Origin of the sequence: Yersinia sp. Marseille-Q3913 (assembly GCF_963892745.1) — a bacterium.
GTDB classification, from domain to species: domain Bacteria; phylum Pseudomonadota; class Gammaproteobacteria; order Enterobacterales; family Enterobacteriaceae; genus Yersinia; species Yersinia bercovieri.
Map to the genome: position 1 here is coordinate 1 of NZ_CAWQAF010000011.1, position 14,168 is coordinate 14,168.

Below are 14,168 nucleotides of genomic sequence, written 5' to 3' on the forward strand. Positions count from 1 at the left end.
CTATGGCCCTCTGAGAGAGCCCTTGTTTAAGAGAAAGCCTTCTGACTTTAAGTATAGTTTCCATGCACAGCATCCAAGGAAATCTCCGTAAAAACGGAGAGTTTATCAATAATCAGGGTGGTGCACTTTTACACCATAATTCCCCGATCCCTTGGTCTACTTTTGCACAATATTTAACAGCGCGCAAATATGCTCGAACGGCCAGTGTCGTCTGCGCCCTGAAGGCAATGATTTCAGACCTTCCAGACCCTAAAGTGTGTACCAATTAATCCAGCGTCCCAGAGATGAACGCGCGCAGCAAAGCGTCTTGCAACGTCACTTATCTTGTCTCCGGGATGAAGCATCAGCATCGCGGTGAGTCTGCGGACATGGTTTTTATCACATGTTTTATGGATGGTTTTTTGCATCAGACGCCTTTCGGCGTCGGGTATCGGTGATATGATCGGCATGGCACAGTCCGGTTAGTGATTTGGGATATTCAGCGATTGATCAGATCGCTTAAATCGGACTGAGTTCCCTTCTAGTGATCTACTATTTGGAACAGCTATTTAGCTAATGTGGCTGACATAAAAATATCTGAAACATTGAGGCCGGATATATATTCATCAGCAGAAACACTTGGCTGTTGGAATCCTGAAACTCAGTCTGTGGTAATAGCTAGAAAATGTCTTTCTTCTCTCGATATCTTTGCCGGTGTACTGATACATGAGCTTATTCATGCTAAAACAGGTTTCAGCGATGTAAGCAGGGATTTTGAAAATTCACTAACAGATTCAATCGGGGCGTTATGTGCAATAATACTTGAGAATGAAAAAAATCATTCTCAGCCCCTTATTCATCAGATGCCGAATGAAGCCGTGAAGAAAACTAAGCTAAGGTATAGGCCGTGGTATAAGTTCTGGTGAGGATATAATATCTGAGAGTAAAATCTTACCTCTGTACTAACAAATCGTGGTAATCATCCCATGCCCCGATCAAACTAGATCGGTACATGGGAATAGTCGGATTTCAAAAAGAAAGACTAATTCAATAAAACTACGCCATAGAAAGCAGCCACGGCAGCGCCACCCAGCAGATAGACCGGCAGCATCACCACATCTGCAGCTACCGCTACCGGATAAAGGGCCCTCTTAGCAGAAGAGGCATTTTTGCTATAAAAATTCACCCGTAAAGGATGCTCAAAACGGAAAATATCGGACGGTGTAGCACCTTTTCTATGAATAGTGCCAACCAGATTATCCAGGCTAATGTTGCAAACACCTGTTGTTTCAGTATTGCTTGAGCAATTCCAGTCAGTACTCTTTATCAACAACTTTATTTTATCTCTCTCTACCGCAGTCTGATAAATATACTTCAGTTCAATATTACCTATGAACCTATCTTTTTTATCATTAAGTCTAAAGCTACCATCCCTGACGACCTGAATTCTTTTTTTATCAATCTGTCCGGTAACTAATAGTGTTGAGAATTCGTCGACTCCCGATGACAACACATAATCGAAATGCGTACCAACAAACGCCCAGTTTTTATTACTACCTTGCTGAGCCAAAGACATTCCGATAATGACATCATCATTATAATGAGTATAGCCTGTTTCATGCCCCTTGATATCAGCCGAAAGCTGCTTAGTTGCGCAGGCCGAAAGAAAAAATGGTAACATAAATATTGCCACCAATTTACACGTTAATTTAAAAATATTAATCACACTGACTCCTTATTGTATTCTTATTTTTCCAGACCAATTTTTTTCCTATAAGACATATTTTATAGGTTTACTATTCCAGTATTAGAGACGTTTCTGATAAGCATTAGAGAAAAGTCTCCAATAATGATTCGGGAAGTATTCATTGAATGTGTAGGATAGATAGGACGTCAGAAATATATTTCACAGTATTTCATAAACCCTCCCTTTCCAGGCACGATAATAAATACTTACCCATTACAATAAGCTATCTGGCTCTTCATTAGATTGAATCGGTACGAATCTATAATGGATTCGTCAGTTAGATAACGTAGTTATATCCAGGCCCAACCAAGAGTACATAAAGGAAATTCTAACTGAGAGTATTCTTGCTTTTACCTGGCATATTGTGCCGTATTCTTAATCTTTCTTTCGCTTTTTCAATCGCTAATTTTGTACGATTTGGAAACAATACCGTCATCTCGGAGGGGAACAAATGAAGGTTCTTCTCCAACAAGTGCCACTCGTCATCAGTCCAGCGCTGCACAGGTGTCTCACGCACTTTGAGTTTCGTATATTTCAAACCCAGTTGGCTTGCCTTGATTTTGATCGACTCAACACTTCTGCGGTGCAGTTTTTGAACCACTTTGGTGCCCATCTTAGGGTAAAACTGCGTCAAAATAAGGACTTCATCAGGGTGCCAGTTACGCGCACTGGTTATTCCCATATCCCGCGCCTTTTCCGTAATCGAGTGTTTGGCCCGACCAGGCAGTTGCGTTTGTACATAAGCAATACCTGCCCCATCAGCATAATGAGTGCGCAGAACTGCTTTTTCCTCTTCAGTCCAAGGACCCGCCTGCACCTTACAAAGCCCTAACTCTTTGGCTGCCAATCTTATTGCTGTCACTGTACGGCCCAAGTGAGCCGCTATCTCAGCGACAGGTATCTTCCCATAGTGTGCTTCCACAAACGTCAATTCGCCCACAGTCCACGCGGTACGGTGGTTTCTGTATTCTTCATTCATCGCAGTTTCCTTACACATTGCCCTATTCAGCCTTTCCCGGCACAGGCAATAAATCCTTTTTTGACTGCATGGTATGGTCAGTCCCACATCACATCTATGGCGATGCCGTTTCGGGCAACGTGAATAACGCATACCGGTTCAGCAGTTGGGTAAACCGACTGTCTATCTGTTGGCGCAGTGCCGATGACGGAGTCTGCCCTGACGCGGACTGCTCCTGATACTGGCGCAACAACTCTTCCAGCGGTAAGGTTTTTGCCAGCGGCTGCTGTATCGCAAACACCACCGTTTTCAGCTCCGAAACCGTCATATAGCGTCCCTTCTTTTCATCCAATCCATTCAGTCGCTCTGCCAGTTGCCGCAAACGCTCTTGTGCCAATGCGTAGTGTTTCAACTCCACCAATGGCGCAGCACCGGCTTCTCGCTGTTGTTGCCATAATGCACTCAGTCGGTTGACCTCTTGACTGGCGGGCCACAGTTGCTGCGCTTGTGATAACACCCCATCCCCCCGCATTTGTGCCCATAACGGCGGTAAATGTGCCAGTTGATCCAACTGTGCCGCACTGGCTTGCAGCACCGGTTCGGCCAAGTGCGCCCACTCGGCATCTGAGGCCTGATTCTTCAGTTCATCCATTGATGTAGTGGTTAACGGCACAGGTAAAGGCGCAGCGCGAGCTAACAATACCTCTTCCAGTTGAGGGGATGACAATGACTGCCAGATAACAAAACCACCCGCCATCAACAGCGCCATCAGTGATAACCCGGCAACAAAACCGTGCCACGCTTTCAAACGTGGTGGGGGCGGCGAAGGCGGCGACAACTCTACCTCAACACGCGCCGGGGCCGGTTCGTTGACAAGATAAACCAGTGGTTCGCTGACCGCTGCCGACGAGAATGTCGGTTGTGGCTGTCGTTGTGGTTCAGAGACACCGGCATGCCGTACCGGAATACTTAATCGGTCTGGCGTATCGGTAGCCGCCTCGGCACTTTCCAGCCGCAATGCGGCGTTATGCAACATCAGGCGCACCCCATCCAATTTACTCAGATGTTTGAGCTCCAGCGTTTGCAACTGCGTGCACAACTGTTCCAACGCACGTTCTGCCCGGTACACCTGAGCCAGGTCACCATAGCATAACGTCATGGTGCGCCAAACTTGCTGCAACCGGTCACTCAACCAGGCCAATAACGCCACTCGGGCATGAGTTTGCGGTGGCCACAAGGCGCTCCATTGATGAGAGATTAATCCCGCCAACAGTTCTAGCCCCTCACACAATCCAGCCAGTCCTGCGATGTGAGTCCGCGCCAGGGTAAAATCTACCGTGGTCTGTAACTCAACCCCATTTTGACGAAACAGCGCTAAACAAAGCTGCTCAACCCGCACCCAATCAACATCCGGGCGAGCAGGATGATGTAATTTGCCGATTTCGTCACGTAACGCACTAAATTCAGCAAAATGGCGGGGGTCACCGCCGGTTTTAACCGTCCGCTCAGTATTCGATATCATGTGTTTGTCCTCCCTGAATAGGCGTTAAGATGACTCACCCGGATTGAGATAATGTTGTTGTTTAAGATGACGTATCAGCACCCGGCCTTCCGGCATAAATGCCGTGCCGTAACGCACCAGTCCCAGCCCTTTCAGCTCCGCCTCAATGGCGTACTCCAGATGGCCGGGAGCGGATTGCGGTAGCAGCACCACGTTGATACTTTTCAGCCGTGGCTCATATTTTAGCAACGTGGCTGAGAGCGTAGTCAGCAGTGAATGTGCGGTGCCGGGCATCCCTTGCAAGATTTTGCTCATGTCTGGCAGGCCGTAATCCGGCAGATGGCTGAGCGTACCGGCGCGGCAGTTAAGAATGCGCTGCATATTGTCGAGCACCGACAGGACGACCTGATTGGTTTCGCTCACCTGATGAAGGTCAAGCTCACCCGCTACGTTGCCGAACAGCATTTCATAGAGAGAAGGCTGGGGCATATTACTTATCCTTCAAGGGTAAAAGAATCATGCCATGATTATTCAGTTCAATCTGACGAGCCTTATCGGGGTCGAGGTCGTCACGGCTCAGCACCACCCGCCAAGTGTTGTTGGTGATATCGGGTGCCAGAAACATACCCGCGACTGCCACATACTGCGCTTTTTCGTCCAGCGGCATATCGATGGACACGGCACCTCCCGGACGAATACGGATATCTTTTTCAGCCAGCAGATCGGCTTTGATGGCCTGGCTGTCCTCGGCAAATAATGAGGGATAATCGGTACCGTCAAACGTTTTGCGGTCTTGTAGCTGATAGATGCGCACCACCGTGGCCAGTGGGGCACCGGTTGCGTTGTTGTTTACCGCATCCCGCGCCTGTATATCCAGATGCAGGGTTTTCACCTGCTTATAAAAAATGGATTTTGTCACCGCGACGGTGCCGTCACTCACTTTCTGAGTCAGTCCACATCCGCTCAGAGTGGATATCATGACCAGCATCAGTAATGCAAAACGTGTTTTACCAGCGGTAATCGCCATATTCATCGGTGTCCCTTCGGTGAAGATTTTCCTGAACACGCTGATAGCGGCCCAGATTAATTGTGATCATTTCAGTGTCGGTGGGTGTGGTTGACGCGACGCGCTGTGTCCGCATTACGGCGGTTCTGCCTAACAGAATACCGGTGCTTTTCGGCTGGCAGGAGAGCTGTGCGTCAGGCAGTAGCGCGCGTAACACCGTCAGTTGTAAACGCACATGCAGCCGCGACCCCAGATACACATGCAACAACGCCATCAAATCCGTGTGTAACTGCCCGCCGGGCAACCACTCGCGGGCTTCATCGGGGTTATCGGTTTTCAATTGCAGTAATACCTGACTGTTAACATCCACCGCGTGACTGCCCATCACCGGGCTGTTACTCATGCTGACGGGGTGACGTGCGCTCAGGGTCAGTGGAGTACGCAAGGGAATACGGCAGCGGTCATGGGCACTCACGCGGGCATCGGTTTCCGGTGCCAGCAACTGAACCAGCGCAATAATACCTTCACTGGTGCGCGTGGGCAGGCGCATCATGCCAGTCAGTGCCAGAAAACGAGACACCGGCGTGGCGATATTCTGTGCACATCCCTCAATACCCAGACCACAGAGACTCAGCAGATACCGAGAGGTTTTATCGGTGCCGCCGGGCGAAAAGCTGGCCGGATAAGAGTATTTACGCCAGATGCGGTAGTACTGCGTGATCAATCGGTGATTAAAGATATCCAGAAAGTCACTGACTGCCTCATGCCCTTCCCGGCGCTGAGTAATATCATCGATATACGCAGTGGGCAGCGGCGATTCCACCCCATATAGCCCCATAAAGGTGGTGCGGATGGTCGGCGGCAGGTGTGAATGCTCGGGTATTTCCACCCGCTTAAATTCACTGGCCGGAAACCCCATCCCCGGATGGGGACGAAAACGCACCGGGTCATGCCTTACCTGCCAGTGGCTGCCCAATGGGGGGGCACTCGGCTGGCTTTGCTCCAGTAACTGGCAGAAGCGATAAAACTGGGTATACGGCAGTTTATCCCACAGCTGTTCGATTAACCGGGCAGACGCTGATTGTGATTCTCTTTCCATCGGATACATTTCCCGGCAGGCTGAACGATAAGGGTGAGTTGATTGAACAGATGGATGTCAGCGTAAAGAGCAAAGAAGCGGTTGAGCATCTCGCCAAACAGATGAATGTCGCCTTCACCGGTAAAACCGTTGCCATCCAGTGTCACTTCAATGTCGATACCCCGCAGCAGAAAGCCCTTTTCAAACCGCTGAGTCTGGTGGTGCTGCACCTGTTGAATGGCATCAAGACGGCGATTATTCAGTTCATCCCCCTGCCAGTTGTAGAGTTCCAGCGTCCCACGCAGCACTTGTGCGCTGCTCATCAGGTTGAGGTAGCTTGAACCCAGATGGCTCAATACCCGCCACTGGAAGTGATCTTCCGCCGGGGGATAAGACGGCAGCGTCGGCTTGCAGAGATTGCGCACTTTCAGCGGCGTCTGTAACACTGCTTCGCAGCGGTCCAACAGCGTGCTCTGTAATGCTTTGCGCGGTAGCTGGCCATTGGTGCCGGTAATTTTCAGCGACACCGCCTCACGAGTGAATAGTCTGTCCGCTTCCCACTGCTGGCCGCCGAGGATAAGCCAGGTATCGTGCAGCCCGGTCACCCCCCGTTTCACCCGGGTATGGAAGTAGCGTTCCGGCGCATGACGTCGCTGCATCCCGCCGCGATGGCGAAAACTGGTAAAAGGAACATAGGTGGCATCGGATGTCCGTTGCGAACCGGTCACAGCGTCCACGGAGTAAATTTCGGTGTGCCCATCCTGCAAGCGGCGCGGGCGCAGCATATACTCACTTTCCAGCCCATTGATGGTTAACGGGTCAGCTTCCAGCGAGAACAGGTTAATCACCGGTACACAATGCAGGTTAAGCGCGTCATCCCTGACCGGCAGATCACTTTGCCACTGACAATCAAACACCACTTCGATATCAAACCAGGCAATACCCGCCGGCAGCGTCACGGTTTCCAGCCCGTTCAGATGCACGAACATAAACTTCTCGCGGAAAGTGAAATATTCCAGTAATAGCTGATAACCGCTGAAGGCGCTGTCGCCTTTGGGCCACAGCAAATCTTGGTCTGCAAAGCCACCGGGCGAAAACCAGCCATCCAGTTTTATCCGATCAACCTGATTGGGCAGCCGCAAATAGAGCGCGGCCTGCCGCCGGGTCAGGGCCAGATGTAACGCACTGCTGACCGCCGCCTCTCCCGCCAGATAAAAACACAAGCGACGTAAGTCCACCTGCGACCAGTCAGCTTGTGGGCTGCAGGCCAGTCGCAGGCGCAGCACCGAACGGCCGTCTGGTTCGGTCGCCATCACCACGGTTGAGACGGCGAGCGGGTTGAGTACCATATCGCGGGTAGTTCGGTACTGGCAGACGGTATTCTTCGGCCCAATCGGGCGGGAATAGATTTCCATGCCTTCGGGCACGATTTCAGCCATTTTCATCGCCGGAACATCCGGGGTCAGCGCCACCACCGACAGCGAGGGAATGGTGCGTAGATAGTGCGGCCACAACATGCTCACCAGCCCTTCGGTGAACTCCGGCAGGTCGTCATCAATTTTTTCGCGCAGCCGCCCCATGGAAAAGGCAAAACCTTCAAACAGACGTTCGACGTAAGGGTCAGGCGTACCGGGTTTATCCAGATCTAACATCGCTGCCCGGTCAGGGTGAGTTTGGGCAAACTCTTTAGCTGCATCGCGCAGATAGCGCATTTCGGCGTCGTAATAACGCAGGGTAAGGTCTTTCATGGTTTTCTTTTTATCAGGATAGGGTTATCGATTAACCACACAGCACCGCAGCCCGGGCCGGGTCGAGGGCCACTAATCCGGCGAGCAGGTTTTCCATCTCGCCATGCAAGCGTGATTTGTCCGACTCGGTTCGGCTGGCTTTCATGCGCAGCAATTTCAGGCGACGGGCTTTCACTTCAAACAGCAATTCAGGCTCCCATTGGGTCAGCGTCATCTGGGTCGCGTTCCCCTCCAGCTCACCCAGCAAATGCAATGCCATGTCGTTTTTTCCGTACTGCTCGGCGACCCGCGCCATCAGCAGGCGGATTAGCCACTGATGGCGTGGCGTGCGGGCACCCGGGCGGTTTTGCAGCCAGTTCAGTGCCGCTTCCACGCCTTCGCTGTCGGCTTGCGCCAGCGCTTCCGGTTCCAGTTGCAAAATATCGTCATCCCCGGCCGTACTGGCGGAGGCTGCCGGTTCACTGCCCCAACTTTCTGCTGCCATCACCTGCTGGGTTATCCAGTTTTGCGTCACTGCGTCGGCGAACGGGGTGCCGTCATTAAACGCCAGTGCTTCAAGCCCCGGCAGGCGGGTCAGCAGACCATTTAAATCTTGCTGAATGATGTCAGCCCAGCGCTCATGCAGCCCGCCTGTTTTGGTCAATGCCTGATGGGTATACCACTGGAGATCCAGCCACAGGTGATTAACGCCCTGTGCAAATAGGATGTCGGCTTGTTCCAACAATTCCAGCCAGCTTTGTTGCAGATAAAGACGTTTCAGCAGGGCGCGGTTCTCCGGTTTGGGTGGGGCCAGACGGGTACATCCGTCAGTTGCCAGCGGCGGCAGTTCATGCAGGGTGTCCAGACGAATGCTTTTCATCAGATGATGCCCCGACAGCCAGCCGTTCGGCTGGTCGCGCAAAAAAACCGCCAGCAGTTTTGCCTGATCGAGCAAATCACGCCCGGAGCTGACTGCTTTCAACGCAGGAGCATCAGGCGCAGAGTGACGAGGGAGACTGCTGTTTTGTGGGATAACGGCATCAGGGCCGCCGGACTGCATTAGCCGGTTTTCTAATGCCACATACAGGCTAGCGAACTGAGGGCGGATGGACGCATCCCAGCCGCCAACACTTTCCTCGGTTAACACCAACGCGCCCACAATGCGTTCAAAGTCAGCTTTTGTGACTTCCGGGTACAGTGACAGGCTATCCAGCACCCGGCTACCTGCCAACCATTCCAGTGCCAGTTTGCGGCTGTTGCCACGTTGTGGATGCAGTGCATCACCAAAACGTTGGACCAACCCGGCCAGCAGAGCCAGGCCATCCGCCAGCCCACTTTCGCCATCGATGTGCAGTCGCGCCCAGATATAATAGGTCGCGACGCGCACATCTTTGCACGCACCGGTCAGCAGCTTCTCCGCCAGTGCACAGACCAAACCAGTATCTGCGCCGGACAGTTTGTTGACCTCTTCACGCATCTGCTGGAAATCATCGTCATAACCGGGGTCATCACCCACCGGTGAATCCGGGGCAATGGGGACCAGCCATTTTTCCCAGAGCGAAATCTGCTGCTGGACCTGCTGCGAAAGTGCCTGCTGTTCGGCATGGCAGGCGCTGAGTAAGCTGTGCAACGTAGCCATCAGTATCCCTCTTCTGTTGCGGTATCCGTTTTCTGAGCGCCACCGGTGGCATCCACACTGAATATTTGCGTCGGTAAGACGAAGTTACGCAGTTTCAGTAACGCCAGTGGGCCTTCTCCAGCTTCAGTGCGTAAGGTGTAGTTCAGCGGCCTGCCATCAGGCGCTTTCCAGCTAAGATTAAAGCTGCTGTTCACTCCCTGATACGGGGTAACCTGCGCCTTATCCAGTAATCGGATCCACCCCCAGGCACCGGGGAGATCGGCAAATTGTCGAGTACCGGCTTGGGTGCTTATCCAGCTCAGACTGGCCCCCGGCGCTTCGGTGTCATGGGGCCAAGTAAAACGCTTCCAGACCGGCAACTGGTTGTAATAGCTCAGTTTCTGGCTGTCGATCACCAGATCGGTTTGCATCACGTCTTTGGCGGTACCGGGGCGCAGTTCAAAGCGTATTCCCGCTTCACCGTTGGCAAACACCACATCAGACAGATAGCTCAGTTGATCCACGGCTTTTAGGAACGCCGGATTAAACGTCAGCCCCTGAGCATTGATGCTGTCTGGCACCCAATGGCTGCCCTCTTTGTGCAGCACGCCGTTCAGCCGGGTTTGCAGGAAGCGGGCGATACGGCCGCTGTCGCTGTTGAGGTAACGCGCCAGCAGCGGGAGTGACACTTCACTGCTGGTATCTTTTAGCGGATAACGTCCACCGAAAGTACTGTTCCAGTCATCGACAATCGACGCCTGCCACTGGGCATTCAGGCTTTGGGCGGCGGGGGTTAAGACCTGCTGCCACGCCTGTTCCATCGGCTGGACAAACACCGTCTGGCCAAATCCACTCCACTCCTGACCGAGGCTGGCGGCCACCAGACTGCCATAATCACGGGTTTCGGTCAGATCGACCGCTTTGCCCTGAAATACCGTCTGAGCAAGGGTCTGGGTCATGGCCTGAGGATCGGCAGCATTCACCACCTGCTGAAGTTTAAGGCGTACTTGGGTAACACGGGTCAGGAAGGTTTGCAGACTGAGGTGGGTATTGCCCTGTCCGCCGGCCTTGCCGTCCATCAGCGCCAGTACCGGACCAAAAGTGGCATCCAGCGGCCCCTGTGCACCCGCTTGCTGATCAATAGCGGGCTGCTCATCGCGGTTTAACAGATTTTTGGCCGATTTGACCAGCGAATCAGACAACGCCTCACCGGTTTGCCCGGTTTTCCCCTGTACGCTCAGGGTGTTCATTAGCGCCACCAGCGGGGACTGACGCACGTCTGCCATCAGGGTGAGTTGGTCGATGGAGTCCGATAACGTCTGTGCTTGCTGCCAGTGCAGGCTATTGAGAAAGTCCAACCAACTGGTAGAGAAATCAGCGAAATAGCGCGCCTTCAGACGTGCCTGCAGGGCTTCGGGAGAATCCTGCTGCAATGCGGTATTTTTACTGTCACTCAGTACCCAGTCCATCTCTTCCCGACGCTCACTGGCCACTTTTTCAATCGCCGGTTTTACTGCGTCATCCCAGGCTTTACGGGTGAACATGCCCGGCACCACGGCATCGGTGGTAAAAATCCGTTCAGCATCGGTATCACCGGTCATATCAGACAGGCGCAGATCAGCATACTGATGCGCCACCTGAGCCAGCATCTTCTGATAGAGCGAAGATTCACTGTTACGGGCACCCATCTGACTGATCAACCGGGTACGTACCTGACTGACCAGATTTTCATCCAGTTTCAGACGCCAGGCCGAGTGCAGGGCAAGATTACGGGCATAAAAATCCAGTAGAGCGGGACCGCTGCCCTGCCAGAGGCTGTCCGGCACACCACTGCGCTGTGGCCAGTCATGAAGCAGCGTGGTGCTAAACCATGGCGCATCCATTTTCTCCGGACGCGCCAGCATCAGATAGAGTTTTAACTGCTCATAAGCGGGTTTTACCAGCGTGTCGCGCAACGGAGAGTCAGGGGGGAGCTGCGCCATGGTGCTGAGTTGTTCTTCAAGGTGACGGGCGGCGGCATCACGCAGCAGAGGGGTGGCGCTGGCCCAATAATGTGGCCAGAGTGCGGCCAGCAAAGCATCGTTCTGGCTCAGACCAAATCGGCTGTACCAGGGTGCGCCCTGTTGCTGGCGATACTGCAATCTGCCTAACGTGTGTTGCAGATCCAGTTGCGCTTGCAGACGCGCCGGCAGCGGTTGCTGCACGTTAGCCGCCCATTTGGCCTGAGATTCACTGGCATTAATCGTGTCTCGGTTGACCAGGAATGACATCACCATGCCCACGCCCCACAACACCATGATGCCCGCCAGCACCATCGCCAGCGTTTTACGCCAGGCAAACCCCAGCTTTTTCGCGGCTAAGCCTGCGGGCAATAATGGCAGTGAATCAATCAACACATCCCAGCGGTTATCCTTGCCCCAGTGGTGCTTCACGCTGCGTTTTGCATCGACGGACGCCGGGCTGAAGATAACCCCCGCCAACGGTGAAGGGCGATAGGGGTTCAGCAGCGTAGTCAGCGGGCCGGCGACAGAATCTGGCTGGCGCGCTAACTGATCGGCCAGTTGCAACAAAAACGGGTGCTGGGTGTTGCTACTAATCTGCTGCGTACCCTGCTCAATCAGCGACGGCAGCAACCCGGCAAGCTGTGTACTCAGTTCGCCAGCGTTACACCCCGCTGGCAGTAAACAGCCGACGGATTGGGTGATGCGATCGGCCCCGTCATCGGCATGCAGTGACCAGACATACAGCGGCAGCCGCCAGCCGAGCAGCTCAAAACGTGCCGCGAACGCCTGCGCCACGCTGTCCATCATACCAGCGGTGAGGGTTGTTTTAGACTCTTGCTGACCAAGCGTAGTACGTTGAGCCAAGGCTGAGGTCACCCAGACCACCCCATCTAGCGGGCGGCGGCGCAATTTACGTAAAGCACTCAGCCATGCGCTATCAGCCTGCGCGCCCAGATCGCCGCCCCACAACAGCACAGTGCCACTGTCTTCCTGCCAATATTGCGACGTCAGGCCAGGGGTGAGCTGTTCAACCTCCGCCGCACTGCCGGTGAGTAACAGAATGCGCACTTTGCGGGGCCAGAAGCGGCCGTAGGTATGGTGCAGGGCTTGTTGTAATTCAGTGACCGTGACATGACGGGGCGGTGTTTGGAGCAGCCGGTCTTCGCTGCCTGGCAATGCACGACTCTGCTGCGCCTTCCTACGGTGGAATTTTTCCTGAACGCTGCGAGCCATCACTGGAGAATAGCGTAGGAGAACCAGCACTATGCAAATGATAGTCAACGCCAGTATCTGCTTTCCTGGAGTATCAATCCCAGCCAGTCGGCCATAGCGTATAATCAACCACCCAATGGCGGTGATCACGGCTAGCACGATACCCACTCGTCCCAGACGACCGAACAGACTACCTGATGTGTTCATCTTCATTTCCTGATGTGACAGTACTGATAAAATGCTCTTCTCCTGAGGAGAACAGTGTTAACAATGACTCTTTCCGGAGACTGACAAGTTCTACAGCCAGCGCGGCCAAAATCCAGGGTGCCAACGGTCCCGGAACACCACACCATTTTTCCAGCATCCCTCTGTCGGCGGGTTGCCAGACGGCACCGTGCGCAGCGCCGACGGTCATCAATGGTGCGGAAAATGTTTCCCAGAACAAAGAATCGCCGAGCACACGGGCGGTGCCGCTGGCCGCAGTCTGAGTTGCCAAAAACAAGCTGATATCCTGCTCGAACGCGGCCATATCCAGAGGCATAGGTCGCAGCAGACGAGCCAAATGCGGCAGATGATATTTCTGCGCCACGTCATCACTGGTCAACAGCAATGCCCCCAGCCCATCGGAATATGTCTCACCGCCACACAACTGCATCACCAGGATCAGATCGACGGTCAATACTGACTGTTTCAACCGTTCTTCCACATGATTCAGGGACAAGGTATCCGTGACGGTGATGTCATTCGGAACCCTTCGCTCAGGAAATAACGTTGACCAGACCGTAGAAAAGGTTTCGACAAGGCAACCCGTGGGTAAATCAGTCACAATAGTGACACTTAGGGGGAGATCTTGCGGCAGATCCTGTAGCGCTTTCTGTACGCCACTCAAACAGTATTTAACTGGCGTGCTAGTGTCTGATATCCGCCGGGTCAGCGTGCCTCGGGAAGGAAGACTGTCACCCGTAGCCCCCAGAATAGCGTCTGCGGTTACGCCGTCCGGTAACAGAATGCCGCTTCCCAGAATAGCGAGATGACGCTCCGCCCAAACTTCCCATTGTTTCTGACCAAGATCGGCCTCTTTTTGCAGGAACGCATGTTCATCCACTTCTCGTCCCCACAGCCAGCCTCGCAGGCAGAACAGAAACAACCAGATACCCAGTGGGGTCAGTGAAATCCACCAGATATTGAATTCAGAAAGTGTCTTTACCGTTCCTGAGGCATGAAGGATAAACAACAGTACGCCCACGATCATCATCATGGCCCCTGCCAGCAGCCACCGTATCAGTGAAGGTGGCGGTGACAGTTCCGAGGTTAATGCTTTAGTTCGTTCCCAGCCCAT

The 14,168-nt window shown here is 53.2% G+C and carries 11 protein-coding genes and 1 pseudogene; 1 reads left to right on the forward strand and 11 read right to left on the reverse strand.

Annotated features, from left to right (window positions below; genetic code table 11):
- Positions 1 to 174 precede the first annotated feature (174 nt).
- Positions 175 to 449 (reverse strand): annotated as a pseudogene (locus AACW11_RS05155) (helix-turn-helix domain-containing protein); the annotation flags it as partial.
- A gap of 108 nt (positions 450 to 557) precedes the next feature.
- Here AACW11_RS05155 and AACW11_RS05160 point away from each other — a divergent pair.
- Positions 558 to 905, forward strand: coding sequence for a hypothetical protein (locus tag AACW11_RS05160; RefSeq protein ID WP_050115976.1), 348 nt, complete (start codon positions 558 to 560; stop codon positions 903 to 905).
- Between the two features lie 116 nt (positions 906 to 1,021).
- Here AACW11_RS05160 and AACW11_RS05165 read toward each other — a convergent pair whose 3' ends face one another.
- The 10 genes from AACW11_RS05165 to AACW11_RS05210 all read right to left on the reverse strand — a co-directional run bounded on the left by AACW11_RS05165 (position 1,022) and on the right by AACW11_RS05210 (position 14,168).
- Entirely contained in the window at positions 1,022 to 1,705 is a 684-nt protein-coding gene (locus AACW11_RS05165) for a YidX family protein (RefSeq protein ID WP_212583911.1), read from the reverse strand.
- Between the two features lie 349 nt (positions 1,706 to 2,054).
- A complete protein-coding gene (locus AACW11_RS05170; RefSeq protein WP_212583912.1) occupies positions 2,055 to 2,705 on the reverse strand; it encodes a hypothetical protein in 651 nt (216 codons plus the stop codon).
- 94 nt (positions 2,706 to 2,799) lie between these two features.
- Positions 2,800 to 4,206, reverse strand: a complete 1,407-nt coding sequence (locus tag AACW11_RS05175) for a VasL domain-containing protein (RefSeq protein WP_212583913.1) — start codon at positions 4,204 to 4,206, stop codon at positions 2,800 to 2,802.
- A gap of 24 nt (positions 4,207 to 4,230) precedes the next feature.
- Positions 4,231 to 4,674 (reverse strand): type VI secretion system baseplate subunit TssE, encoded by a 444-nt coding sequence (tssE, locus tag AACW11_RS05180; protein ID WP_049601768.1) that lies wholly within the window; start codon positions 4,672 to 4,674, stop codon positions 4,231 to 4,233.
- Position 4,675: 1 nt separating this feature from the next.
- Positions 4,676 to 5,212, reverse strand: a complete 537-nt coding sequence (gene tssJ, locus AACW11_RS05185; RefSeq protein WP_283047574.1) for a type VI secretion system lipoprotein TssJ — start codon at positions 5,210 to 5,212, stop codon at positions 4,676 to 4,678.
- Complete coding sequence (tssG, locus tag AACW11_RS05190; protein WP_212583914.1) at positions 5,193 to 6,290, reverse strand: type VI secretion system baseplate subunit TssG; 1,098 nt, start codon at positions 6,288 to 6,290, stop codon at positions 5,193 to 5,195. The genes tssJ and tssG overlap by 20 nt, the downstream gene beginning before the upstream one ends.
- Positions 6,254 to 8,017: a type VI secretion system baseplate subunit TssF gene (tssF, locus tag AACW11_RS05195; RefSeq protein WP_212583915.1), complete on the reverse strand. Its 1,764-nt coding sequence runs from the start codon at positions 8,015 to 8,017 to the stop codon at positions 6,254 to 6,256. Before tssF ends, tssG begins: the two co-directional genes overlap by 37 nt.
- A gap of 31 nt (positions 8,018 to 8,048) precedes the next feature.
- Positions 8,049 to 9,635 (reverse strand): type VI secretion system protein TssA, encoded by a 1,587-nt coding sequence (gene tssA / locus AACW11_RS05200; protein ID WP_212583916.1) that lies wholly within the window; start codon positions 9,633 to 9,635, stop codon positions 8,049 to 8,051.
- Positions 9,635 to 13,036, reverse strand: a complete 3,402-nt coding sequence (locus AACW11_RS05205) for an ImcF-related family protein (protein WP_212583917.1) — start codon at positions 13,034 to 13,036, stop codon at positions 9,635 to 9,637. The genes tssA and AACW11_RS05205 overlap by 1 nt, the downstream gene beginning before the upstream one ends.
- Complete coding sequence (locus AACW11_RS05210) at positions 13,020 to 14,168, reverse strand: type VI secretion protein (RefSeq protein ID WP_212583918.1); 1,149 nt, start codon at positions 14,166 to 14,168, stop codon at positions 13,020 to 13,022. The genes AACW11_RS05205 and AACW11_RS05210 overlap by 17 nt, the downstream gene beginning before the upstream one ends.

Coding starts and splice junctions, on each gene's coding strand:
- tssE (WP_049601768.1), bottom strand. CDS start 4,674: ATGCCCCAGCCTTCTCTCTATGAAATGCTGTTCGGCAACGTAGCGGGT.
- tssF (WP_212583915.1), bottom strand. CDS start 8,017: ATGAAAGACCTTACCCTGCGTTATTACGACGCCGAAATGCGCTATCTG.
- tssJ (WP_283047574.1), bottom strand. CDS start 5,212: ATGGCGATTACCGCTGGTAAAACACGTTTTGCATTACTGATGCTGGTC.
- AACW11_RS05175 (WP_212583913.1), bottom strand. CDS start 4,206: ATGATATCGAATACTGAGCGGACGGTTAAAACCGGCGGTGACCCCCGC.
- AACW11_RS05205 (WP_212583917.1), bottom strand. CDS start 13,036: ATGAACACATCAGGTAGTCTGTTCGGTCGTCTGGGACGAGTGGGTATC.
- AACW11_RS05210 (WP_212583918.1), bottom strand. CDS start 14,168: ATGGGCTGGGAACGAACTAAAGCATTAACCTCGGAACTGTCACCGCCA.
- tssA (WP_212583916.1), bottom strand. CDS start 9,635: ATGGCTACGTTGCACAGCTTACTCAGCGCCTGCCATGCCGAACAGCAG.
- AACW11_RS05170 (WP_212583912.1), bottom strand. CDS start 2,705: ATGAATGAAGAATACAGAAACCACCGTACCGCGTGGACTGTGGGCGAA.
- tssG (WP_212583914.1), bottom strand. CDS start 6,290: ATGGAAAGAGAATCACAATCAGCGTCTGCCCGGTTAATCGAACAGCTG.